Origin of the sequence: Rhodovulum viride (assembly GCF_003265965.1) — a bacterium.
In the GTDB taxonomy this organism is placed as follows: domain Bacteria; phylum Pseudomonadota; class Alphaproteobacteria; order Rhodobacterales; family Rhodobacteraceae; genus Rhodovulum; species Rhodovulum kholense.
Genome location: NZ_MUAV01000023.1, coordinates 31,229 through 55,015, shown reverse-complemented (window position 1 = coordinate 55,015; position 23,787 = coordinate 31,229). Strand labels below are relative to the sequence as shown.

At 68.2% G+C, this 23,787-nt stretch carries 22 protein-coding genes; 14 read left to right on the top strand and 8 right to left on the bottom strand.

What is annotated here, in order from left to right:
* The first annotated feature begins 258 nt into the window (after window positions 1-258).
* The 10 genes from nifB (at window position 259) to BYZ73_RS16670 (ending at window position 10,697) form a co-directional block, all read left to right on the top strand.
* The gene (gene nifB / locus BYZ73_RS16715) at window positions 259-1,737 is read left to right on the top strand and encodes a nitrogenase cofactor biosynthesis protein NifB (RefSeq protein ID WP_112316815.1); all 1,479 of its coding nucleotides are present in this window, start codon (window positions 259-261) and stop codon (window positions 1,735-1,737) included.
* A 32-nt stretch (window positions 1,738-1,769) separates the two neighbouring features.
* Entirely contained in the window at window positions 1,770-1,964 is a 195-nt protein-coding gene (locus tag BYZ73_RS16710; RefSeq protein ID WP_075786401.1) for a 4Fe-4S dicluster domain-containing protein, read from the top strand.
* Between the two features lie 6 nt (window positions 1,965-1,970).
* On the top strand, window positions 1,971-2,759 hold the full coding sequence (locus BYZ73_RS16705; RefSeq protein ID WP_112316814.1) for a 4Fe4S-binding leucine-rich repeat protein: 789 nt from the start codon (window positions 1,971-1,973) through the stop codon (window positions 2,757-2,759).
* Window positions 2,746-3,033: a nitrogen fixation protein NifZ gene (locus BYZ73_RS16700; protein ID WP_075786403.1), complete on the top strand. Its 288-nt coding sequence runs from the start codon at window positions 2,746-2,748 to the stop codon at window positions 3,031-3,033. The genes BYZ73_RS16705 and BYZ73_RS16700 overlap by 14 nt, the downstream gene beginning before the upstream one ends.
* Entirely contained in the window at window positions 3,030-3,239 is a 210-nt protein-coding gene (gene nifT / locus BYZ73_RS16695) for a putative nitrogen fixation protein NifT (protein ID WP_108023147.1), read from the top strand. The genes BYZ73_RS16700 and nifT overlap by 4 nt, the downstream gene beginning before the upstream one ends.
* 5 nt (window positions 3,240-3,244) lie before the next feature.
* Entirely contained in the window at window positions 3,245-4,072 is an 828-nt protein-coding gene (locus BYZ73_RS16690; RefSeq protein ID WP_112316813.1) for an SIR2 family NAD-dependent protein deacylase, read from the top strand.
* A gap of 372 nt (window positions 4,073-4,444) precedes the next feature.
* Window positions 4,445-5,320, top strand: coding sequence for a nitrogenase iron protein (gene nifH / locus BYZ73_RS16685; RefSeq protein ID WP_075786406.1), 876 nt, complete (start codon window positions 4,445-4,447; stop codon window positions 5,318-5,320).
* Window positions 5,321-5,378: 58 nt separating this feature from the next.
* Window positions 5,379-6,851 (top strand): nitrogenase molybdenum-iron protein alpha chain, encoded by a 1,473-nt coding sequence (gene nifD, locus BYZ73_RS16680; protein ID WP_108023144.1) that lies wholly within the window; start codon window positions 5,379-5,381, stop codon window positions 6,849-6,851.
* 94 nt (window positions 6,852-6,945) lie between these two features.
* Window positions 6,946-8,484 carry a nitrogenase molybdenum-iron protein subunit beta gene (nifK, locus tag BYZ73_RS16675; protein WP_108023142.1) on the top strand — a complete coding sequence of 513 codons (1,539 nt, stop codon included), beginning with the start codon at window positions 6,946-6,948 and terminating at the stop codon, window positions 8,482-8,484.
* Window positions 8,485-8,777: 293 nt separating this feature from the next.
* Entirely contained in the window at window positions 8,778-10,697 is a 1,920-nt protein-coding gene (locus BYZ73_RS16670) for a heavy metal translocating P-type ATPase (protein ID WP_112316812.1), read from the top strand.
* Window positions 10,698-11,009: 312 nt separating this feature from the next.
* Here the strand turns inward: BYZ73_RS16670 and BYZ73_RS16665 are convergent, their stop codons facing one another.
* From BYZ73_RS16665 to BYZ73_RS16645, 5 genes are all read right to left on the bottom strand, one after another.
* Window positions 11,010-11,297, bottom strand: a complete 288-nt coding sequence (locus tag BYZ73_RS16665) for a hypothetical protein (RefSeq protein WP_108023138.1) — start codon at window positions 11,295-11,297, stop codon at window positions 11,010-11,012.
* Between the two features lie 103 nt (window positions 11,298-11,400).
* Window positions 11,401-13,044: a glucose-6-phosphate isomerase gene (gene pgi, locus BYZ73_RS16660; protein WP_112316811.1), complete on the bottom strand. Its 1,644-nt coding sequence runs from the start codon at window positions 13,042-13,044 to the stop codon at window positions 11,401-11,403.
* A 4-nt stretch (window positions 13,045-13,048) separates the two neighbouring features.
* Window positions 13,049-13,711 carry a 6-phosphogluconolactonase gene (pgl, locus tag BYZ73_RS16655; protein ID WP_112316810.1) on the bottom strand — a complete coding sequence of 221 codons (663 nt, stop codon included), beginning with the start codon at window positions 13,709-13,711 and terminating at the stop codon, window positions 13,049-13,051.
* The gene (gene zwf, locus BYZ73_RS16650) at window positions 13,708-15,162 is read right to left on the bottom strand and encodes a glucose-6-phosphate dehydrogenase (RefSeq protein WP_108023131.1); all 1,455 of its coding nucleotides are present in this window, start codon (window positions 15,160-15,162) and stop codon (window positions 13,708-13,710) included. The genes pgl and zwf overlap by 4 nt, the downstream gene beginning before the upstream one ends.
* Before the next feature lie 297 nt (window positions 15,163-15,459).
* The gene (locus BYZ73_RS16645; protein ID WP_112316809.1) at window positions 15,460-15,936 is read right to left on the bottom strand and encodes an Lrp/AsnC family transcriptional regulator; all 477 of its coding nucleotides are present in this window, start codon (window positions 15,934-15,936) and stop codon (window positions 15,460-15,462) included.
* A gap of 104 nt (window positions 15,937-16,040) precedes the next feature.
* Between BYZ73_RS16645 and putA the strand changes: the two genes are divergently transcribed.
* From putA to BYZ73_RS16630, 3 genes are read left to right on the top strand one after another with little or no spacing between them, the layout of a single operon-like run.
* Entirely contained in the window at window positions 16,041-19,511 is a 3,471-nt protein-coding gene (gene putA / locus BYZ73_RS16640; protein WP_112316808.1) for a bifunctional proline dehydrogenase/L-glutamate gamma-semialdehyde dehydrogenase PutA, read from the top strand.
* A gap of 30 nt (window positions 19,512-19,541) precedes the next feature.
* On the top strand, window positions 19,542-20,282 hold the full coding sequence (locus BYZ73_RS16635; protein WP_112316807.1) for a rhomboid family intramembrane serine protease: 741 nt from the start codon (window positions 19,542-19,544) through the stop codon (window positions 20,280-20,282).
* Window positions 20,282-20,641 (top strand): GFA family protein, encoded by a 360-nt coding sequence (locus tag BYZ73_RS16630; RefSeq protein WP_220086856.1) that lies wholly within the window; start codon window positions 20,282-20,284, stop codon window positions 20,639-20,641. Before BYZ73_RS16635 ends, BYZ73_RS16630 begins: the two co-directional genes overlap by 1 nt.
* Window positions 20,642-20,683: 42 nt before the next feature.
* Here the strand turns inward: BYZ73_RS16630 and BYZ73_RS16625 are convergent, their stop codons facing one another.
* The 3 genes from BYZ73_RS16625 to BYZ73_RS16615 all read right to left on the bottom strand — a co-directional run bounded on the left by BYZ73_RS16625 (window position 20,684) and on the right by BYZ73_RS16615 (window position 22,792).
* Entirely contained in the window at window positions 20,684-20,929 is a 246-nt protein-coding gene (locus tag BYZ73_RS16625; RefSeq protein ID WP_245943201.1) for a hypothetical protein, read from the bottom strand.
* 79 nt (window positions 20,930-21,008) lie between these two features.
* Window positions 21,009-21,797 carry an inositol monophosphatase family protein gene (locus BYZ73_RS16620; protein ID WP_112316805.1) on the bottom strand — a complete coding sequence of 263 codons (789 nt, stop codon included), beginning with the start codon at window positions 21,795-21,797 and terminating at the stop codon, window positions 21,009-21,011.
* 80 nt (window positions 21,798-21,877) lie between these two features.
* The gene (locus BYZ73_RS16615) at window positions 21,878-22,792 is read right to left on the bottom strand and encodes a LysR family transcriptional regulator (RefSeq protein WP_108023121.1); all 915 of its coding nucleotides are present in this window, start codon (window positions 22,790-22,792) and stop codon (window positions 21,878-21,880) included.
* 103 nt (window positions 22,793-22,895) lie between these two features.
* On the opposite strand from BYZ73_RS16615, the gene metF reads away from it, so the two are divergent.
* A complete protein-coding gene (gene metF / locus BYZ73_RS16610; RefSeq protein ID WP_112316804.1) occupies window positions 22,896-23,765 on the top strand; it encodes a methylenetetrahydrofolate reductase [NAD(P)H] in 870 nt (289 codons plus the stop codon).
* Window positions 23,766-23,787: the final 22 nt, after the last annotated feature.

Below are 23,787 nucleotides of genomic sequence, written 5' to 3'. Positions count from 1 at the left end.
GGGCTTCGGCGGGCTTCGCCCCCGGCGCAGACCAAACGAGGGGCGGTCCCGGACGGGGCCGCCCCTTTCGTCTGCGCCCCCGCACAGCCCACACCCCTTTGTCGGGTTTCAGACGTTCTGTCGGATCGTTGTTCCGTCGCCGCCCGCGCCGCAGCACCCGAACGCGCTGCAAACAAGGGGTCCGGCCCGCCCACAAGACTTGGCACGCTGAATGCTTCTTTCTTTTCCGGAACCCGATTTCTGCGAGGAGACGTGCCGATGTCCGCCACTCTGATCCCGATTTCCGGCCTTCAGGTCGCGTCCCGCAAGGACATGGGCGAGGCGATGGCCCAGGGCGGCGGCTGTTCGTCGGGGTCCTGTGGATCGTCGCAAGGCCCGGCCGACATGGACCCGGAAACCTGGGCCAAGGTCAAGGATCACCCCTGCTATTCGGAAGAGGCGCATCACTACTTCGCGCGGATGCATGTGGCCGTCGCGCCCGCCTGCAACATCCAGTGCAACTACTGCAACCGCAAGTACGACTGCGCCAACGAAAGCCGCCCCGGCGTGGTGTCGGAACGGCTGACGCCAGAGCAGGCGGCGCGCAAGGTGCTGGCGGTCGCGACCTCGGTGCCGCAGCTGTCGGTGCTGGGGATCGCGGGCCCGGGCGATGCCGCCTATGACTGGCGCCGCACCAAGGCCACCTTCGATCTGGTCTCGAAGGACCTGCCCGACATCAAGCTTTGCCTTTCGTCGAACGGGCTCGCCCTGCCCGATCATATCGACGAGATCGTGGCGATGAACATCGACCACGTCACCATCACCATCAACGCCATCGACCCCGAGATCGGGCAGCACATCTATCCCTGGATCTTCTACGACGGCAAGCGCCGCACCGGGATCGAGGCCGCCACCATCCTGCGCGACCGCCAGATGCTGAGCCTCGAGATGCTGAAGGCGCGCGGGGTTCTGGTGAAGGTCAACTCGGTGCTGATCCCCGGCATCAACGACGAGCACCTGATCGAGGTGAACAAGGCCGTCAAGGCGCGCGGCGCCTTCCTGCACAACATCATGCCGCTGATTTCCGACCCGGCGCATGGCACCCATTTCGGCCTGACCGGCCAGCGCGGCCCGACCGGCGCCGAGCTGAAGAAGGTGCAGGACGCCTGCGCGGGCGGCGCCAACCTGATGCGCCATTGCCGCCAGTGCCGCGCCGATGCGGTCGGGCTTCTGGGCGAGGACCGGGGCCAGGACTTCACGCTGGACAAGCTGCCCGAGGTGATCGCGGACGCGTCCGAAGCTCGCACCGCCTATCGCGACTGGGTGGCCGAGGAACGCCGCGACCGCGCCGCCGCCGCAGCGCAGGCCGAGGCGACCGTGGCCGAGACCGGGAAATCGACGCTTTTTGCGGTCTGCACCCGTGGCTCGGGCCGCATCAACATGCATTTCGGCAAGGTGACCGAGTTCCAGATCTACGAGGCCGATGCCGAGGGCATCCGCTTCGTCGGCCACCGCCGCGCCGACAATTACTGCCTGGGCGGGCATGGCGACAAAGCGCGCATGGACGAGATCCTGCGGGTGCTTGAGGATGTGCCCTACGTGCTCTGTTCCAAGATCGGAGCCGGCCCGAAGAAACGCCTGGCCGAGGCCGGTATCGAGGCGATCGACGGCCTCGCCCAGGATTACATCGAGACGGCCATCGCCGCCGTCCTGCACTCGAAAACCGCGCGCCCCGGACGGACTGCCGAGAGCGCGTGACCCGGCCAAGACCAAACCCGAAGGAGACTCCCATGGCCCTGAAAATCGTCAAATCGCAATGCACCGTCTGCGGCGCCTGCGAATTCGAATGCCCGAACGCCGCCATCAAGTTCAAGGGCGACGCCTACATCATCGATGCCGAGAAATGCACCGAATGCGAAGGCCAGTTCGACGCCCCGCAATGCGCGGCCGTCTGCCCGGTGCCGAACACCTGCGTTCCGGCCTGATCCTGCATGACCGGCGGTCCAGACCCGGTCGACTGGCAGGGAACGGCGCTTGACTGCGCCGCCTGCCGGTTTTCCGGGCTTCTGGCCCGCCAGCAATGCGGCCCGGGCTGGTCCTGTGCCTTCGACCGCTATGCGCCGAGGATCGCGCGGTTCTTCATGATGAACCCCGACGCGGCCGATAGCTGTCTGGACGATCCCTATTCGGAGACCCGCGCCAATGCCGCGCGGCTCGCCAACATCTTCCGCCTGCGCCCGCTGCTGAACGACCCCGATCCGGGGGTGCGCGCGGTCGCGGCGGTCCGCCTGCCCGCCGCGCAGTCGAAGGCCGCGCTGGACGATCCCGACCGCGAGGTGCGGATCGCGCTGGCCTGGCGGATGCCCTTTGCCGATCTGGTGCCGCTTCTGCGCGACCCCGATCCCTTCGTGCGGCAGGTCGCGGCCCGGCGCGCCGATCCCGGTGTGCTGCCGATCCTGACCCATGACCCCGCCCCCGAAATCCGCAAGCTGGTCGCCGAGCGGGTGGCGCCGCGCTGGCTCGACCCGCTGATCGTCGATCCCGACCCCGCGGTGCGCCGCGCCGTGGCCCATCGGATCGACCCCGCCCGGCTCGGGCCGCTCGCCGAGGACAGCGACCTCCGGGTCCGCCATGCGGTCGCCGAACGCGCCGGGGCCGCGCTTGCCCGCAGGCTTCTGGACGATCCCGAAGCGCCGGTCCGTCAGGCCGCGGCCGACCGGCTGGCCGAGATCGGGGCGGCCGCCCCTCCCGCCGAAAGGAACAGCGATGTCGACGGATGACAAGGAAATCGAGATTTACGGCCCGCCCGCCTTCCAGCCCGGCGAGAAGGTCCGCGCGCGCAAGCATATCCGCAACGACGGCACCGTGCCCGGCCGCGAGATCGGCGAATTCGTGGTCAGGAAGGGCGAGGTCGGCTATGTCCGCGACATCGGCACCTTCCTGCAGCAGTTCTACGTCTACGCGGTCGAATTCATCGACAGCCGCTCGATCGTCGGCATGCGCCGCGACGAACTCGACAGCCTCGACACCCCCGCCAAGGAGAAGACCGCATGAAGATCACCGTTCGCGACACGCCCAAGGGCATGGAAGTCTACGTGGCCAAGAAGGACCTCGAAGAGTTGATCGTCGATTCCGAGCATCCCGGGATCTGGGGCGGCTGGGCGAAGCTGACCAATGGCTGGGTGTTCGACATGCCCGCCTATGACACGCCGCCCGCGCTGCCGATCACGATCGAGGCGCGCCGCCTCTCGACGGAGTGAGCGGGATGGCGGCCCCGGACCGACTGTCCGCGCTGCTCGACGAGGTCGCGGCCGGGCGCCGCGTGCCCTATCTCGGCGCGGGCGTCGCCGCCACCGCGGGCGGCGGCCAGCCCGCCTCGCCCGAGGCGCTTTGCGCCGCGATCGAGGCCAGGGTGCGCGCGCCGAAACGCGCCTCGGGAAACCTCTGGTCGGTCGCGCAATTTGTCGAGGGCCGGCGCTTCCGCCGCACCCTCGATGCCATCGTGCAGGAGGCCTTCGCCGCGCGGCCCGAGCCCGGGCCGCTGCATCGCTGGATCGCCCAGGTCCGCCCGCCGCTGGTGGTCGATGCCTGGTATGACGGCGCGCTGATCGCGGCCGCGGAGGGCACCGGCGGCTGGGGCTTCGTCCAGGGCGTCAGCCGCCATGGCGAATGGAGCGAGATCTGGACCCGCGCCTATGATGCGTCGGGCAGCCTTGTCGGCGAAGAGCCCGATCCCGCCTGGCAGATGCTGATCTACAAGCCCCACGGGCTGATCCGCGAAGGCCATGCCTTCCTGATGTCCGACAACGACTATGTCGAGGTTCTGACAGAGATCGACATTCAGTCGCCGATCCCCGAGGAAGTGCAGAACCGCCGCACCGGCCGCCCCTTCCTGTTCCTCGGCTGCCGGTTCGACGACCAGATGCTGAGAACCTTCGCCCGCCAGATCGCCAAACGCTCGGCCAAAGGCCATGCCGCGGTGATCGAAGGCGATCTGACCCGGATGGAGGCGCGCTTTCTCGAGGAGCTCGGGATCGAACGGCTCGACCTGCCGCTCGATGCGGTGGCCGAGGCGCTGGGCGCCCCCGCCTGACGGCAGATCCAGCGGCGCGCGCGTGCCGCGCGCACGGTTTTACCTGACGGCCCCTTCGGGGGCCGTCTGCATTTGGGTATTTCGGCCAAGAAGAAAGACGACCGCGCTCTTTGCCGCTTCTTCTTGGCTCAAATACCCATGACGAACCGCCCGTCGCAGGCGAGACGCCGGAAGCAGGGCGGAATTGTCGGGTCTTTGTCGCGTTCGACACATCCGCGCAGCGTCAACGAAATCCGCGCAAGACACTGTATTTACGTGGCTTTAGATTCCAAACCAGCTTGGCACGCTTCCTGCTTATTTCCAGTCGAGAGCGGCCGCGATGCCTTCTCGCGACACGACACGGAAACGAACCTAGCTGCAAAGGATATCCCCATGGGCTCTCTGAGACAGATCGCCTTCTACGGTAAAGGTGGGATCGGCAAGTCGACCACCTCGCAAAACACGCTGGCCGCCCTGGTCGAGATGGGTCAGAAGATCCTGATCGTCGGCTGCGACCCCAAGGCGGACTCGACCCGTCTGATCCTCAACACCAAGCTGCAGGACACCGTGCTGCACCTCGCCGCCGAAGCGGGCTCGGTCGAGGACCTCGAACTCGAAGACGTGATGAAAATCGGCTACAAGGGCATCAAATGCACCGAAGCCGGTGGCCCCGAGCCGGGCGTCGGCTGTGCCGGCCGTGGCGTGATCACCGCCATCAACTTCCTGGAAGAAAACGGCGCCTACGATGACGTGGACTACGTGTCCTACGACGTGCTCGGCGACGTGGTCTGCGGCGGCTTCGCCATGCCGATCCGCGAGAACAAGGCCCAGGAAATCTACATCGTCATGTCGGGCGAGATGATGGCGCTTTACGCGGCCAACAACATCTCGAAAGGCATCCTGAAATACGCCAACTCCGGCGGCGTGCGTCTGGGCGGGCTGATCTGCAACGAACGTCAGACCGACCGCGAGCTGGAACTGGCCGAGGCGCTGGCCTCGAAGCTCGGCTGCAAGATGATCCACTTCGTGCCGCGCAACAACATCGTGCAGCACGCCGAGCTGCGCCGCGAGACCGTGATCCAGTACGCCCCCGACAGCAGCCAGGCGGACGAGTACCGCCAGCTGGCCCAGAAGATCCATAACAACTCGGGCCAGGGCGTCGTCCCCACCCCGATCACCATGGAAGAGCTGGAAGAGATGCTGATGGATTTCGGCATCATGCAGTCCGAGGAAGACCGGCTCGCCGCGATCGCCGCGTCCGAGGCCTGAGTATCGCGGGGCCGGCGCGCCAGCCGGCCCCCCCACCCCGCCCCAAGGAGCCTGCCAGATGGCTAAAGACATTCCCGATCCGATCGCGCCCGAAAAGCTGATCGAAGAGGTCCTCTCCGCCTATCCCGCCAAGTCGGCCAAGAAACGCGCCAAGCACCTGGGCGTGGCGGCCCCCGTGGCCGAAGGAGAAACCGAGATCGTGTCGAAATGCGACACGGTCAAATCGAACATCAAGTCGGTCCCCGGCGTGATGACCATCCGCGGCTGTGCCTATGCCGGCTCGAAGGGTGTGGTCTGGGGCCCGGTCAAGGACATGGTCCACATCTCCCACGGCCCGGTGGGCTGCGGCCACTATTCCTGGTCCCAGCGCCGCAACTACTATACCGGCACCACGGGCGTCGACAGCTTCGTGACCTTCCAGTTCACGACCGACTTCCAGGAAAAGGACATCGTCTTCGGCGGCGACAAGAAGCTTGAGAAGACGATCGACGAGATCAACGAGCTGTTCCCGCTGGCCAAGGGCATCTCGGTCCAGTCGGAATGCCCGATCGGCCTGATTGGCGACGACATCGAGGCCGTCTCGAAGAAGAAGAAGAAAGACATCGGCAAGACCATCGTGCCGGTTCGCTGCGAAGGCTTCCGCGGCGTGTCGCAGTCGCTGGGTCACCACATCGCCAACGACGCGATCCGCGACTGGGTGTTCAACGGCGGCGAGGAATCGAGCTACCAGCCCGGCCCCTATGACGTCAACATCATCGGCGACTACAACATCGGCGGCGACGCCTGGGCCTCGCGGATGCTGCTGGAGGAAATCGGCCTGAACGTGGTCGGGTCCTGGTCGGGCGACGCGACGCTGACCGAGATCGAGAACGCGCCGAAAGCCAAACTGAACCTCATCCACTGCTACCGGTCGATGAACTACATCTGCCGCTACATGGAAGAGAATTACGGCGTCGGCTGGATGGAATACAACTTCTTCGGACCGAGCCAGATCGCCGCCTCGCTGCGCGCCATCGCCGCCAAGTTCGACAAGACCATCCAGGACAAGGCCGAGGAAGTCATCGCCAAGTACCAGCCGCTGGTTGACGCGGTGCTGGCGAAATACAAGCCCCGCCTCGAAGGCAAGAAGGTCATGCTGTATGTCGGCGGGCTGCGTCCGCGCCACGTGGTCGATGCCTATCACGACCTCGGCATGGAGATCGTCGGCACCGGCTACGAATTCGCCCATGGCGACGATTACAAGCGGACCGGCGAGTACATCAAGGAAGGCACGCTGATCTACGATGACGTGACGGGCTACGAGCTCGAGAAGTTCATCGAAGGCATGCGCCCCGATCTGGTCGGCTCGGGCATCAAGGAAAAATACCCGGTGCAGAAGATGGGCATCCCGTTCCGCCAGATGCACAGCTGGGACTATTCCGGCCCCTATCACGGCTATGACGGCTTCGCGATCTTCGCCCGCGACATGGATCTGGCGATCAACAACCCGGTCTGGGGCCTGTTCGACGCGCCCTGGAAGAAATCGGCCTGATGCCTTCGGCGGGGGGCCGAGACCTCCCGCCAGCTCCCTCAACCCTTTCGGCCGCGTCTCGGAATGCGGACGGCCCGAAGAAGGATCCCAAGCCATGCCCCAATCGGCAGACAAGGTGCTCGACCACAACAAGCTGTTCCACGAGCCCGAATACAAGGAAATGTTCAAGAACAAGCGGGCGACGTTCGAGAATGCGCCGACCGCGCCCCAGGTGACCGAGATCCTCGACTGGACCAAGTCCTGGGACTACCGCGAGAAGAACCTCGCCCGCGAGGCGCTGGTCATCAACCCGGCCAAGGCCTGCCAGCCGCTGGGCGCCGTCTTCGCCGCCGCGGGCTATGAAGGCACGATGAGCTTCGTGCACGGCTCGCAAGGCTGCGTCGCCTATTACCGCTCGCACCTGTCGCGTCACTTCAAGGAACCGGCCTCGGCGGTGTCCTCGTCGATGACCGAAGACGCGGCCGTGTTCGGCGGGCTGACCAACATGGTCGACGGGCTTGCCAACACCTATGCGCTCTACCAGCCGAAGATGATCGCCGTCTCGACCACCTGCATGGCCGAGGTGATCGGGGACGACCTCAACTCGTTCATCATCCAGTCGAAGGAAAAGGGCTCGGTGCCCGAGGACTTCGACGTGCCCTTCGCCCACACCCCCGCCTTCGTGGGGTCGCATGTCGACGGCTATGACAACATGCAGAAGGGGATCCTGACCCACTTCTGGAAAGATGCCGAGCGCGCCGAGACCGACAGCATCAACATCATCCCCGGCTTCGACGGCTTCGCGGTCGCCAACATCCGCGAGATGAACCGGATGCTGGCCGCCATGGGCGTCGAGTACACCATCCTGTCGGACGTGTCGGATGTCTACGACACCCCCTCGGACGGCGACTACCAGATGTATGCCGGCGGCACCAAGCTGGATGACGTCAAGGCCGCGGTCAACGCCAAGGCGACCCTGTCGCTGCAGGAATACTGCACCCGCCGGACGCTGGAATTCTGTGAAGAGAAGGGCCAGAAAACCGCCGCCCTGCACTATCCGATGGGCGTTTCCGGAACCGACGAGTTCCTGATGACCGTCAGCGAACTGACCGGCAAGGCGGTTCCCGACTGCCTGACGCTGGAGCGCGGCCGCCTGGTCGACGCGATGGCCGACAGCCAGGCATATCTGCACGGCAAGACCTACGCGATCTACGGCGATCCGGACTTCGTTTACGCGATGGCCAAGTTCGTCATGGAAACCGGCGGCGAGCCGACCCACTGCCTGGCGACCAACGGCTCGAAGGACTGGGCCAAGAAGATGGAAGAGCTGCTGGCCTCCTCGCCCTACGGGCAGGGCTGCCAGGTCTGGGCCGGGAAGGATCTGTGGCACCTGCGCTCGATCCTCGCGACCGAGCCGACCGATCTGCTGATCGGCAACAGCTACGGCAAGTATATCGAGCGTGACCTGAACATCCCGCTGATCCGGCTGACCTTCCCGATCTTTGACCGGCACCACCATCACCGCTTCCCGACCTTCGGCTATCAGGGCGGCCTGACCGTGCTGGTCAAGATCCTCGACACGATCTTCGACAAGCTCGACACCGAGACGGGGACCCTGGGCGAGACCGATATTTCCTTCGATCTCACCCGCTGACGCTCCTCGACGGTTCCGGCGGTCCTGTCCCAACCCAAGTCCCTCGCCGGAACCGCAGCTTCCCAAGGGCGTCTCCCCCGGCATGCGGTCGGTCCGAAAGGACCGGCCGCATGTCTTTTGCGCCCCGCCTCCGACGCCCGCAGCCCCGAAGAGGCGCATGGTCGCGTCGCGTTCAAGGCCGCTGACGCAGGCCGCGCGACAGGATATATCCCGGGCGCGGACCAGCCATGGGCCGCCCGGACCACAGGGACACGACCTGCGGCCGGGCGCCTGCCAGACCGGAAGACCCGATCATGACGATGCCGACCGAAGACCTTCGTCGCCTGGCCCTGACCGGGCTGACCCTGGCCGGGATGCTGACGGCCGCCGCGTTCAGATGGGGGCCCTTTCCCGACACCGGCTGGCCTGCGGTCGCGGGTACCGTGGCGCTGGCGCTCGTCTATGCTGCGGGAGGCATTCCCGCGGCGCTCCGGGCGCTGCGCGCGCTCTGGTCCGAGCGGGAACTCGATATCGACCTCCTGATGGTGATCGCGGCGCTGGCGGCTGCCGCGGTCGGCGCGACCGCCGAGGGCGCGGTGCTGCTGACGCTTTTCAGCCTGTCGACCACGCTGGAACACCGCGCCATGGGCCGCGCCCGCCGCGCCATCGAGGCATTGATGGAGCTGCGCCCCGACCGCACCTTGCGCCGCACCGCCTCGGGCGAAACCCAAGAGGTCGCGGTGGCCGATCTGGCGCCGGGCGACATCGTGATCCTGCGCCCCGGCGCGCGGGTGCCGGTCGATGGCACGATCCGCGAGGGCGAGGGGTCGATCGACGAATCCACCATCACCGGCGAATCCGTCCCCGTCCACAAGCAGCCCGGCGCGCAGGTCTTCGAGGCAACGGTGAACCTGCATGGCGTGCTGGCCATCGAGGTCACGCGTCCGCTGGCCGAAAGCACTGTCGCGCGGATGATCGCGCTGGTCACAGAGGCGCAGGCCGCCCGCGCGCCGTCCGAACGCTTCTCGGACTGGTTCGGCCAGCGCTATACGGTGGCCGTGCTCGCGGGCGCGGTGCTGGCCTTCGCGATCTTTGTCTGGCTGGGTCTCGGCTGGCACGCGGCGCTTTACAAGGCGGCGACGCTGCTGGTCGCGGCCAGCCCCTGCGCCATCGTGATCTCGGTTCCGGCCGCGATCCTGTCGGCGCTGTCGGCCTCGGCGCGCGGGGGCGTGCTGTTCAAGGGCGGCGCCGCACTCGAGACGCTGGCCCGGGTCGATACCTTCGCCTTCGACAAGACCGGCACGCTGACCACCGGCCGCCAGGAAGTGGTCGAGCTGGCTTGCGACGGCGATCCCGATGCCTTCCTCGCGCGCCTTGCAGCACTCGAGGCGCATTCCGAGCACCCCATCGCCGATGCGATCCGCCGCGCCGCCGCCGCGCGGGGGCTCGGGCCGGTCGCGGTGCGCGAGGCCCGTGCGGTGCCCGGCGAGGGCATGGTGGGCGTCGATGACGAGGGCGTGCTTTGGGCGGGCAATGCCCGGCTCGCGGCGCGGATGGGGGCCAAGGGCGCCCCCCACGACCGGCCCGCCCCGGTCGGCGATCTCGATCGCGGAACCCAGACGCTGGTGCTGCTGGGGCGCGGCGCGCGGCTTCTGGGGGCCGTGACGGTCGAGGATCAGCCGCGTCCGACCGCCCGGCCCGGACTGGCGGCGCTGCGCGCGCGGGGCGTCGGGCGGGTGGCGATGCTGACCGGCGACCGGCGCGCGGTGGCCGAACGGATCGGCGGCGATCTGGGCATCGCGCCCGCCGAGATCCATGCCGACCTGCGCCCCGAGGACAAGGTGCGGATCGTGGCCGACCTGACCGGGGCGGGCCGGGTCGCCTTCGTCGGCGACGGGGTCAATGACGCGGCCGCCCTCGCGCGGGCCGATGTCGGCATCGCGATGGGCGCCGCCGGGTCCGAGGTGGCCCTGCAGGCCGCCGATGTCGCGCTGCTGTCCGAGGATCTGGGCCAGCTTGCCGCCGCCCATGCGCTGGCGCGGCGGACGGCGCGGATCATTCGCCAGAACCTGATCTTCGCCATGGGGGCGATGGCGGCGCTGGTCGCCTCGGGGCTGATGTTCGATCTGCCGCTGCCGGTGGCGGTGGTGGGTCATGAGGGCGGCACCGTGCTGGTGGTGCTGAACGGGCTGCGCCTGCTGGCCGACCCGATCCGCCGCCGCAGCCCGGCCTGACACCCGCGCCTCAGGACCGTCCCTCGGGGTCGATGGTTCGATCCTCCCGCTGGCCGGGAAGGACGCCCCGGGAAGACGTCGGACACGGCCCCGTCCGCCATCAAGGCCTGGATGCGGCGACCGCAAGGATCGGCCGCAGCGCCGATCCGGGCGCCTGAGAGCAACAAGGGTCGAAAGACGATCCGGGGACGCTTCCCCCCAAAGCCCCCGGGACGGTCTCGCGAAGGATGGCGCGCGCGAGACGGACGAGAGCCGCGGGACCGGCCCGGTCCGGTGTCTTGCCGACCGGAGCCCCGGAAGGTCGGGCGGGCCCTAGCGCAGCGACAGGCGGGGCCAACGGCGCGGGCGGGCGTCGGGCGGGTCGGTATCGGTCAGTGCCTTCCGGGCGCGGTCGTCGGACCCGGCGGCGCGCTCTTCGGCGGTCCAGCGGTCCCAGACAGCCTCGGTGATTTCGGCACGGGTCTTGCCGTCATCCTCCAGCGACCGGATCTGGCGGAACAGAACCTCGGCATCCTGGACCATGGCGCAAAGCTCGCAAAGCGCGTCGCCATCCGAACCGAACACGCTCAGGACTTTCCCGCATTCCCGACAGGTGGACATCTTCGCTCCGCTCACAACCCAAGCAAAGCCTAGGCCGAAAACGTAAACGAATCCTTTCCCTGTCCCGGGTCGCCCGGCGGACGGCCCCCGTCGCGTCAGACCCTCAGCCGGCCGCCGCCACGAAATCGAGAAGCTGCGCGGTCGAGCCGTCCAGCGCCTCGGGACGCGCGCCGCCCGCCAGCAGAGGCTCCAGCGACTTGGCCAGTTCCTTGCCAAGCTCGACCCCCCACTGGTCGAAGGAGTTGATGCCCAGGATCACCCCCTCGGTGAAGACCCGGTGTTCGTAAAGCGCCACGATCTGGCCCAGCATCCGCGGCGTGAGCTGCGGATAGATCAGCGTGGTCGAGGGCCGGTTGCCCGGGAAGACCCGGTGGCGCGCCTGCCGGTCCAGCTCGTCTCCGACAAAACCCGCCTTCTCGGCAATGGCGCGCGCGGCCTCGAGGCCGCGCCCCTCCATCAAGGCCTTCGACTGGGCCAGCACGTTGGCCAGCAGCAGCCGGTGGTGATGGGCCAGCTCGGGCTCGTGGCCCCGCGCCGCGACCAGGAATTCGCAGGGCACGACCTGGGTGCCCTGATGGATCAACTGATAGAAGGCATGCTGGCCATTGGTGCCGGGCTCGCCCCAGACCACGGGACCGGTCGGCCGCGAGACCGCCTGCCCGCTCATGGTCACGCTCTTGCCGTTGCTTTCCATTTCAAGCTGCTGGAGATAGGCCGGAAGCCGGGCCAGCCGCTGGTCATAGGGCAGCACCGCGCGCGTCGCATGGCCCAGCACCTGCGCATGCCAGAGCCCGACCAGCGCCAGCAGCACCGGCAGGTTCGAGCGCAGCGGCGCGCTGCGGAAATGGGCGTCCATCACCGCGCCGCCCGCAAGGAAGTCGTCGAAACGCTCGGGGCCGATGGCGATCATCAGCGACAGACCGATCGGCCCCCACATCGAATAGCGCCCGCCGACCCAGTCCTCGAAGCCGAAGACCCGCTCGGGCGCGATGCCGAAATCGGCGGTCCGGTCCAGCGCCGAGGACAGCGCCGCGAATTGCGCCCCGGGGTCCGACACCCGCGCCGCCATCCAGCCACGCACCGTCTCGGCATTGGTCATGGTCTCGATGGTGGTGAAGGTCTTCGAGGCGACGATGACCAGCGTCGTTTCGGGGTCCAGATCCTTCAGCGTGTCGGCGGCATGGGCGCCATCGACATTCGAGATGAAATGGCAGCGCGGCCCGTCATGGAAGGGCGCAAGCGCCAGGCAGGCCATGGCCGGACCCAGATCCGACCCGCCGATGCCGATATTGACGACATCGGTGATCGGCCCGCCCTGCCCGCAAATGCCGCCGCCCCGGACCTCGCGCGCGAACCCCCGCATCCTCAGAAGCGTCTCGCGCACGCCTTCCATGACGTCCTGGCCGTCAAGCGCGACCTTGCCCTCGGGATTGCGCAGCGCGGTGTGCAGCACCGCCCGGCCCTCGGTCTCGTTGATCCGGCGGCCCGCGAACATCGCGTCGCGCCGGGCCTGCACACCGGCCGCGATGGCCAGCTCGATCAGCAGTTCCAGCGTGTCCTCGTCGATATTGGTCTTCGAGAAGTCGAACAGCATCTCTTCGCCATGGGCGGCGGCGGCAGACGGACCCGGGAAGCGGACCGAGAAGGCCGCGGCGCGGTTCCTGTCGTGAAAAAGCGTCGCGATGGCGCGCGCCGATACCCGGCCCGCCTGGGCGTCGAGCCGGTCCCAGATCGTCGAAAGGGTCACGTTGTTACTCCGTCCAATGGACCGTTGCGTCCTTCAGCACCGTGCAGATCGGCGCCAGATGCGGATCGGCCAGCTCGGCCGCCTGGTCAAGCGCCGCGCGCTTGGCGGCGCCGGTGATCAGGATATGGGTGCTGAGCGCGCCCTGCAGAACCGGCGCGGTCAGGGTGATGCGCGGCTCGGGCTGGCCCGGCGGGGTGATCTGCATCACCGGCGGCGCCTCGGGCGAGAGGGCCGCGTCAATTTCGGGCGCGCCGGGGAAAAGCGAGGCGGTATGCATGTCGTCCCCCATCCCCAGCACCAGCACGTTCAGCGGCAGCGCGCGGCGCACCCTCTCGGTCAGCCCGTCCATGCCGTCGGCGCCGGGCCTCAGCCCGACGAACCGCGCCTCGGCCGCCTTGCCGGTCAGAAGCCGCGCCCGGATCATGCCCTCGTTCGAGCGCGGATGATCGGGAGCCACGAGCCGTTCGTCGGTCGGCAGCACCCGGACCCGGGACCAATCAAGGCTGCTGGCGCACAGATCGTCGTAAAGCGGCCCTGGCGTCGTGCCGCCGGGCAGCGCGATGCTGACCCGGTCCTCGTGGAACAGCGCGTTGTTCAATTCGCCCGCCAGCACATTGGCAAGCGCAATCATCATCATCTCGAGATCGGGATAGGTGAGCAGCTTCACGGCCGGATCTCCCGCCAGCGCCGACCGTCGCGATGCAGCAGCATCAGCGCATCCTCGGGCCCCGACGAGCCCGGATCGTAGGGCTGGGGCCGGTCGCCGCGCGCCTCCCAGGCGGCGATGATCGGATCGGTCCAGGCCCAGGCGGCCTCGACCTCGTCGCCGCGCATGAACAGCGTCTGGTTGCCGCGGATCACATCCATGATGAGCCGTTCATAGGCGTCCGGGATCTCTTGCGCACTGGGACCGAGTGCCTCGGCGAAGGACATGTCCAGAGGCACCTCGATCAGACGCATGCCGCCCGGCCCCGGTTCCTTGATGGTCACCTTCAGCTTGATGCCCTCGTTGGGTTGCAGCCGGATGACCAGCACATTGGCGCGGTGGCCTTCCTGTTCGCCGAAGATCGAATGCGGCGGGTCCTTGAAGGTGATCGCGATTTCCGAGGTGCGCGCGCGCAGACGCTTGCCGGTGCGCAGGTAGAAGGCCGTGCCCTTCCAGCGCCAGGACGAGACATGGGCCTTGAGCGCGATGAAGCTTTCGGTGCGGCTGGCGGGATCCTCGACATCCTCGTGATAGCCGGTCTTGCCGTTCGCGCCCCGATACTGGCCGCGCACGATATCGGCCGGGCGCACCGGGTCGAGCGCACGGATCACCTTCAGCTTCTCGTCGCGCACGGCATCGGGTTCGAAGGCATAGGGCGGTTCCATCGCGATCAGGCACAGAAGCTGCATCATGTGGTTCTGCACCATGTCGCGCATCGCGCCCGACTTGTCGTAATAGCCGCCCCGGCCCGCGACGCCCACGGTCTCGGCCACGGTGATCTGGATGTGATCCACGTATTGCGCGTTCCAGAGCGGCTCGAACAGCATGTTGGCGAAGCGGACCGCCATCAGGTTCTGCACCGTCTCCTTGCCCAGATAATGGTCGATCCGGTAGATCTGGTGTTCGTCGAAATGCGCGGCCAGCGTGGCGTTCAGCGCCCGGGCCGAGGCCAGGTCATGGCCGAACGGCTTTTCGACCACGATCCGGCAGCCTTCGGTGTTCATGCCATGGGCATGCAGCCGCTCGGCCAGCGCCCCGAAAAGCCCCGGCCCGACCGAGAAGTAATAGGCCTGCACCACATCGGGGCGCATCTTGGCGGCGAGCTCGGGCCAGCCGCCCTCTCCGGTGGCATCGACTGCCACATAAGCGAGCCGCGTCAGAAAGCGTTCGACGGCCTCGGCATCGCGCCGCCCCTCGGGGATCGCGGCATGGATCGCGGCGCGCACGAGGGTGCGGAACCCCTCGTCGTCCATCGGACTGCGGGCCGCGCCGACGATCCGGGCGGCGTCCGGCAATTGCCCGTCGGCATCGCGACGGTAAAGCCCGGGCAGAATCTTGCCGGTGGACAGGTCTCCGGTCGCGCCGAAGATGACGAGATCGAACGGATCGACCGGTATGACGCGTGAAACCATGACGCTTCCCCTGGCGTTGCCTGGCGGTTGCAGGGACAGGGCGGCACCCGCATCTCCCGGTCGCGGCCGCCCTCGGTCCCTGCGACCTGTCTACCATTCCCCGGCCAGCGCGCAACTGCCGAGGCGGCGAAGCGCGCCGCGATTTTGGCGGGCCGCGCGCGAGGCCGCAAGCTTGCCCCAGCCGAAGACGCGCGGGAGTGGAATGATTGGCAAGCGCACGCCTCACGGATCCCGAGGCGAGGCCAACGCGCCGGGACGGGCGCCCCCTCCCTTTCGCCTGCCATCCGGGATCGCCCGTCAGGGCGGCGTGGCGAAGGCCGCGTCCTTGACCGCCTCCATCGCCACGAAGGTCGAGCTGTTGGCGACATGGGGCAGCGCCGAAATCCGTTCGGCCATGACCTCGCGATAGGACGCCATGTCGGCGGTGCGCACCTTCAGCAGATAGTCGAACCCGCCCGCGATCATGTGGCATTCCTCGACCTCGGGAATGGCGCGGACGGCGGCGTTGAAGTCGCGCAGCGCCGCCTCGCGGGTATCGGACAGCCGCAACTCGACAAAGGCGACATGGGCCAGCCCCAGCCGGATCGGGTTCAGCATCGCCCGGTAGCCGGTGACGATGCCCTCGGTTTCGAGCCGGCGCAGCCGGGCCTGGGTCGGGGTCTTCGACAGACCGATGCGGCGGGCCAGTTCGGCCACGGGAATCCGCCCCTCGGCAGAGAGAATCCGCAGAATCGCGCGGTCGTAACGGTCGAGGGGCAGCGAGCCATCCGGCATGAACGGGACCCTATCTTTGGGCGAAACGCCTAGAAAGCAAGATAAATGCAGGCGAACGGCCTGCCGCTTTGCCGCTATGATGGCCTGAAAACGGAGAGACTTCCATGCTGGATGACACCCTGCCGCTGCGCGACCGGATCGAGGCGGCCACCTATGCGCCCGAAGGTCCGACGCTGGACGCCCTGCTGACCGCGACCGGCCTGAATGACGAGGACCGCTCGCGGATCGAGGCGGCGGCGGCCGAGCTGGTGCACCAGATCCGCGCCGGGGACCGGCCCGGGCTGATGGAGGTGTTTCTGGCCGAATACGGGCTGTCCACCGACGAGGGCATCGCGCTGATGTGCCTGGCCGAGGCCCTTCTGCGGGTGCCCGACGAGGCCACCATGGACGCGCTGATCGAGGACAAGATCGCGCCCTCGGACTGGGGCCGTCATCTGGGCCGGTCGGCCTCGCCGATGGTCAATGCCTCGACCTGGGCGCTGCTGTTGACCGGGCGGGTGCTGGAACGCCACGAGCGCGGGCTTGTGAAAACGCTGAAGGGCGCGGTCAAGCGGCTGGGCGAGCCGGTGATCCGCGCGGCGGCCGCGCGCGCCATGCGCGAGATGGGCCGCCAGTTCGTGCTGGGCGAAACCATCGACGCGGCGCTTGCCCGCGCCGCTGAGATGGAGGCGAAGGGATACACCTATTCCTACGACATGCTGGGCGAGGCCGCCCGCACCGAGGCCGACGCCCGGCGCTACATGAGCGCCTATTCCGGCGCCATCGCGCGGATCGGCCTGGCCGCGACCCGGGGCGACGTGCGGGCCGATCCGGGCATCTCGATCAAGCTTTCGGCGCTGCATCCGCGCTATGAGGTCGCCCAGCGCGACCGGGTGATCGCGGAACTTGCGCCGCGCCTGCTTGATCTTGCGCTGAAGGCGCGGACGATGGGCATGGGGCTGAATATCGACGCCGAGGAGGCCGACCGGCTGGTGCTGTCGCTGGACGTGATCGCGGCGGTGCTGGCGGACGAGCGGCTGGCGGGATGGGACGGGTTCGGCGTGGTCGTTCAGGCCTATGGCCCGCGCGCGGGTCTGGTGATCGACGCGCTTTACGCGCTGGCGCAGAAGCACGACCGGCGGCTGATGGTGCGGCTGGTCAAGGGCGCCTATTGGGACAGCGAGATCAAGCGCGCCCAGGTCGCGGGCGTCGAGGGCTTTCCGGTCTTCACCCGCAAGGCCGCGACCGATGTCAGCTATATCGCCAATGCCCGCAAGCTGTTGCGGATGACCGACCGGATCTATCCGCAATTCGCGACCCATAACGCCCATACGGTGGCGGCGATCCTCGACATGGACCCCGACCCCGAGAGCTTCGAGTTCCAGCGCCTGCACGGCATGGGCGAGGCACTGCATCAGATCGTCATGGACAAGGGGCTGGGCACGCGCTGCCGGATCTATGCCCCGGTCGGCGCGCATCGCGACCTGCTGGCCTATCTGGTGCGCAGGCTGCTGGAGAACGGCGCCAATTCGTCCTTCGTCAACCGCATCGTCGATACCAGCGTCCCGCCCGAGGTGGTGGTGGCCGACCCGCTGTCCGAGCTCGAGGCGCGGCTTGACGAGCCCGCCAACCCCGAGATCCTGCCGGGGCCTGCGCTGTTCGCGCCCGAGCGGCGCAATTCGCGCGGCTGGGATCTGGCGCACGGGCCGCATCTGGCCCGGATCGACGAGGCGCGCACGGCCCAGCGCACCGCCCATGTCAATGCCGCCCCGCTTCTGGCCGGACCGGTCCGCGCCGAGCCCGGCCAGCCGCGCCACAGCCCCTCGGACCCGAAGGATCTGGTCGGCTGGGTGCAGGACGCCTCGCTGCGCGATGTCGGCACGGCGCTGGCCCATGCCCGGCCCTGGAACATCCCCGAAACCCGCTGCGCCGAGATCCTGCGGCAGGCGGCCGACCTTTACGAGGCGCATTTCGGCGAGATCTTCGCGCTTCTGGCGCGCGAGGCCGGCAAGACCCTGCCCGACGCGGTGGGCGAGCTGCGCGAGGCGGTCGATTTCCTGCGCTACTACGCCTCGCGGATCGAGACGCTCGATGCGCCCGCGCGCGGGCTTTTCGTCTGCATCTCGCCCTGGAACTTTCCGCTGGCGATCTTCACCGGGCAGATCGCCGCAGCGCTGGCCGCGGGCAATGCGGTGATCGCCAAGCCCGCCGAACAGACCCCGCTGATCGCGCATCTGGCGGTCAGGCTGCTGCACGAGGCGGGCGTGCCGCCCGAATGCCTGCAGCTTCTGCCGGGCGACGGGCAGATCGGCGCACGGCTGACCTCGGACCCGCGCGTCACCGGCGTGGCCTTCACCGGCTCGACCGAGACCGCCCGGCTGATCCAGCGCGCAATGGCAGAGCACATGGCCCCCGGCACGCCGCTGATCGCCGAGACCGGCGGGCTGAACGCCATGATCGTCGACAGCACCGCCCTGCCCGAACAGGCGGTCCGCGACGTCATCGCCTCGGCCTTCCAGTCGGCCGGGCAACGCTGTTCGGCGCTGCGCTGTCTGTACGTGCAGGAAGACATCGCGCCCGGCTTTCTCGAGATGCTGAAGGGCGCGATGGCCGAGCTGCGGGTCGGCGATCCCTGGGCTCTCTCGACCGATCTGGGTCCGCTGATCGACGCCGAGGCCCATGCCGGGATTGCGACCTATGTGGCGGCCGCGCGCGCCGAGGGGCGGGTGATCTGGGAAGGCAAGACCCCGCGCGAGGGGCATTTCCAGGCGCCGGTCGCGATCAGGGTGGCGGGCATCGAGGCGATCGAGCGCGAGGTGTTCGGCCCGGTGCTGCATGTGGCAACCTTCGCGGGCGCCGATCTGGACCGGGTGATCGCGGCCATCAACGCCACCGGCTATGGCCTGACCTTCGGGCTGCACAGCCGGATCGACGACCGCGTGCAGCATCTGGCCGACCGGCTTTGCGTCGGCAACCTGTACGTCAACCGCAACCAGATCGGCGCCGTGGTCGGCAGCCAGCCCTTCGGCGGCGAGGGGCTTTCGGGCACAGGCCCCAAGGCGGGCGGGCCGCATTACCTGCCCCGCTTCACCGAACGCGCGGCCCCCGAGGCACTGAGCACCTCCGAGCCCGCAGGCGGCACTCCGGCCGCGCCCGAGGCGGTCGAGGCGGCCCTGCGCGCGGCCAGCCCGGCGCGCGGTCCCGAAACGCTGGATCTGCCCGGACCGACCGGCGAATCGAACCGGCTGACGACCCGGGCGCGGCCACCCCTTCTGTGCCTAGGGCCGGGGGAGGCTGCTGCGGCGGCGCAGGCCGAAGCGGTGCGCGCGCTCGGCGGGGCGGCGGTCGCGGTCGAGGGGCGGCTCGATCCGGCCGCGCTGACGGCGGCCGAGGGCATTTCGGGGGCGCTCTGGTGGGGCGATGCCGAGACCGGGCGCGCCTATGCGCAGGCCCTGGCCGAGCGCGACGGGCCGATCCTGCCGCTGATCGCCGGGATGCCCGATCCGGCCCATGCCCGGCACGAGCGGCACCTTTGCGTCGACACGACGGCGGCGGGCGGCAATGCCGCGCTGCTGGCGCGCGCCGGTTCGGCTTGACGGCCCCGGCGCGCCCGCTAGCCTTCTGCCATGTTCCCGTTGCGTGACCACAACCCGTCGAGCCGCTTTCCCATCGTCACCCTGGCGCTGATCGGCGTGAATGTGGCGGTATTCCTGTCCTATCTGCCGCTCTTTTCCGACCCGCGGGCGGTGAACGCCTTCTTCCAGACCTGGGGGATGGTGCCCGCGCTGATGTCGCAATCGGGCGACTGGACCGGGCTTTTGACCTCGATGTTCCTGCATGGCGGGGTGCTGCATCTGGCGGGCAACATGCTGTTTCTGTGGATCTTCGGCGACAACATGGAAGACCGGTTCGGGCATCTCGGCTTCTTGCTGTTCTATCTCGCGGGCGGGGTCGCCGCGGCGCTGTTTCAATATGTCATCGACCCGGGCTCGCCCGTGCCGGTGGTGGGCGCCTCGGGGGCCATCGCGGCGGTGATGGGGGGCTATCTCTTGCTGTTTCCGAAGGCCCGCGTCGATATCCTGATCATCCTCGTCGTGATCTTCCGGGTGATCCCCGTGCCCGCCTGGCTGATGCTGGGGCTCTGGTTCGGGCTTCAGCTCTATTCGGGGGTCTCGGCCCCGACAGGTGAAGGCGGGGTCGCCTACTGGGCGCATTCGGGCGGCTTTCTTGCGGGGCTCGCGCTGACGCTGCCGCTGTGGCTGAGGCTGGGCGGCCCGGAGTTCTGGGGCCGCAATTCCGGCTCGCCGCCCCATCCGGTCGCGGTGTACAGCGCGACCAGCATCCCCCGGGTCCGGAGGCGCCGATGATCCGCCTGACCTGCCATTGCGGCGCCATCGAGCTTGAGGTCGAGCTGTCCGAGGGGCTGGCCACAGCCCGGCGCTGCGACTGTTGCTATTGCCGAAGGCGCGGCGCGATCATGGCCACGGTGCCGCTGGACAAGCTGCGGGTGGTACGGGCCGCCGATCGGCTGAGCCTCTATCAATGGGGCAGCTGCACGGCCAAACATTACTTCTGCCCGACCTGCGGCATCTACACCCATCACCGCAGGCGGTCCGATCCCAACGAATATGGCGTCAATGTCGGTGCGCTCGAGAGCGTCAATCCCCGCGATCTGGGCGAGGTGCCCTGGAGCGACGGCGTGAACCATCCAAGCGACCGCCCCTAGATCGCCTGCCGTCGCACCGGGTCTGGGCGCGGCCCCGGTCCGTCACTCGGTCCCGCCAAGCGTGTCGAGGGTCTGCACATTGGCGCTGGTCAGCGCGCCGCTGACATCCCCGCCCAGCGACACGAGGCCCGACTGGATCGACGAGACCATCGCGATGCAGGCCCCGACGATGGCGGCGGTCAGCACCACCCAATCGACGGTCACGGCCCCCGACCGGTCGGCCGCGAACGCCGCGAAACGGCGCATCGCACGCTTGCGGCTCTGCCGACGCGCTTTGTCCTGGGTCATCGCCTGCCTCCTCTGCCCCCGGCTCAGGGGGTCAGGGATGGCCTTGAAACCTGACCGGAAAAAGGCGCTGCCGGGTTTTTCAGGTGGCCCGGATGACCTTGGCGAACTGATCGTAGATCGCCTCGTTGGCGACCAGAAGCTCGCCGTGATCCAGCGGGTTGCGCCCTTCGTGGATCGGCCCGACAAATCCGCCCGCCTCGCGCACCAGCAAAAGCCCCGCGGCAATGTCCCAAGCGTGCAGTTCGCGTTCCCAATAGCCGTCGTAGCGGCCCGCCGCCACATAGGCCAGATCGAGCGACGCCGCCCCCCAGCGCCGCACACCCGCGCAATTGGGCATCAGCCGCGCCAGATCCTGCAGCGTCGCGGGCAACGTGCGCTTGGCGGCGAAGGGCACGCCGGTGGCGAAGATCGCCTCGATCATCCGCGAGCGCGACGACACCCGCAGGCGGCGGTCGTTCATCCAGGCGCCCGCGCCTTTCTCGGCGAAATAGAGTTCATCCTTGGCGGCATCGAAGACCACGCCCGAGACGATCTCGCCCTTGTGTTCCAGCGCGATCGACACGGCCCAGTGCGGCAGCCCGTGCAGGAAGTTGGTGGTGCCGTCCAGCGGATCGACGATCCAGCGCCGGGTCGGGTCGTCGCCATCCTCGCCGCCGGTTTCCTCGCCAAGCCAGCCATAGGTCGGCCGCGCGCCGCGCAGTTCCTGCCGCAGGATCTCCTCGGCGGCGGTATCGGCCCGGCTGACGAAATCGCCCGCCCCCTTCATCGAGACCTGCAGGTTCTCGACCTCGCGGAAGTCCTTGACCAGCGCGCGCCCGGCCTTGCGGGCGGCCTTGATCATGATGTTGAGGTTTGCACTGCCTTGCATGGGGGTCTCCTTCGGTCTTGCCGCGGGCCATACACGCGGGCGCGCCCGGTGCCAAGGAAAATGGCATGGCGGGGGCCGCCCTACCCGGCCGCGCCGCGTTGCAGCTTGACCGGTTCGCTGCGCGCGAGCCGCACGAAATGCGCCATGAAGGGCCGCGCCGCATCCTCGGCCCGGGTCGCGGCATACATCCGCTTGGTCAGCCCGGTCCCGGTCAGCGGCCGCACCGCGAAATCGGCGCTGGCGCGGGCCTCGCGCACCACCCAGTCGGGCAGCACGGTGACGCCCCGGCCCGAGGCGACAAGCATCAGGATCACGGCGGTCAGCTCGACCTGACGCTGGGCCAGCGGCTCGACCCGGGCGGGCGTGAGGAGCCCGGTGAAGACGTCGAGCCGCGCGCGTTCGACCGGATAGGTGATCAGCGTCTCGCCGCGGAAATCCTCGGCCTCGATGAAGGGCTTTTCGGCCAGCGGATGGCCGGCGGCGCAGAGAAAGACCGGCTCATAGTCGAAAAGCGGCACGAAGCCGATGCCGTCGATGTCCTCGGGGTCCGATGACAGCACCAGATCGACCTCTTCGCGCGCGAGCGCGGGCATCGCGTCGAAGGACAGGCCCGGGCGGATGTCGACATCGATCTCGGGCCAGGCCTTGCGGAAGCTATCGAGCACCGGCAGCAGCCAGTCGTAGCAGGCATGGCATTCGAGCGCGATATGCAGCCGCCCGGACCGGCCCGAGGTCATGCCCGCGAAATCGGCCTGCAGCGCGGCGATCTCGGGCAGCACGCGCTCGGCGGTGCGCAGGAGTTTCAGCCCCGCAGCGGACAGCCGCAAGGGCTTGGTGCGGCGAACGAAAAGCTCCATGCCCACCTGCTCTTCGAGGCCCTTCACCTGATGGCTGAGCGCCGATTGGGTGATGTTCAGCCGGTCGGCCGCGCGGGCCAGCCCGCCCGCGTCATGGATCGCCTTGATGGTCCTGAGATGGCGCAGTTCCAGATACATCCTGTTGCCCGGCTCATATTGATCTTGAGAACTATGAGTTTGTTTCACAGTCCCGGCTGTGCGACAAGGCTGCACCCTTCGAGACCTCACGGAGTGCCAGCCGATGACTGCCCCGCGCGTATCCTTCGAATTCTTTCCGCCCCAGTCGCTGGAGGCGAGCTTTCGCCTCTGGGAGGCCGCTCAGGCGCTGGCGCCGCTGAAACCCGCCTTCGTGTCTGTAACCTACGGGGCGGGCGGGACCACCCGAAAGCTGACCCATGAGGCGGTGGCGACGATCCACAACCATTACAAGCTGAACGTGGCCGCTCATCTGACCTGCGTGGACGCCACCCGGGCCGAGACGCTGGAAATCGCCGACTCCTATGCGGCGTCGGGCGTGACCGAGATCGTCGCGCTGCGGGGCGACCCGCCGAAGGACCAGGGCGCGTTCCGTCCGCATCCAGAGGGTTTTGCCAATTCCTGCGAGCTGATCGAGGCGCTGGCCGCGACCGGCAAGTTCCGCCTGCGCGTCGGCGCCTATCCCGACCCGCATCCCGAGGCGGGCTCGGCCGATGCCGATGTGCTCTGGCTGAAACGCAAGTTCGAGGCGGGCGCGGATTCGGCCATTACCCAGTTCTTCTTCGAGGCCGAGACCTTCTTCCGGTTCCGCGATGCCTGCGAGAAGCAGGGGATCGACGGCGCGAAGATCATCCCCGGCATCCTGCCGATCGAGAAATGGGCGGGCGTGCGCCGCTTTGCCGACCGCTGCGGGGCGCATGTCCCGCCGGGCATCGACGAGGCCTTCCAGACCGCGATCCGCGACGGCCGCGAAGAGCTTCTGGGCAAGGCGATGGCGACCGAGCTTTGCACCGAGCTGATGGAAGGGGGCGTGCGGGATTTCCACTTCTACACGCTGAACAAGCCGTACCTGACGCGCGACATCTGTCATGCGCTGGGCGTGCTGCCCGAGGCGCATCTGGAAAAGGTCGCCTGAGCGACGCGGCACCGGGCGTCCG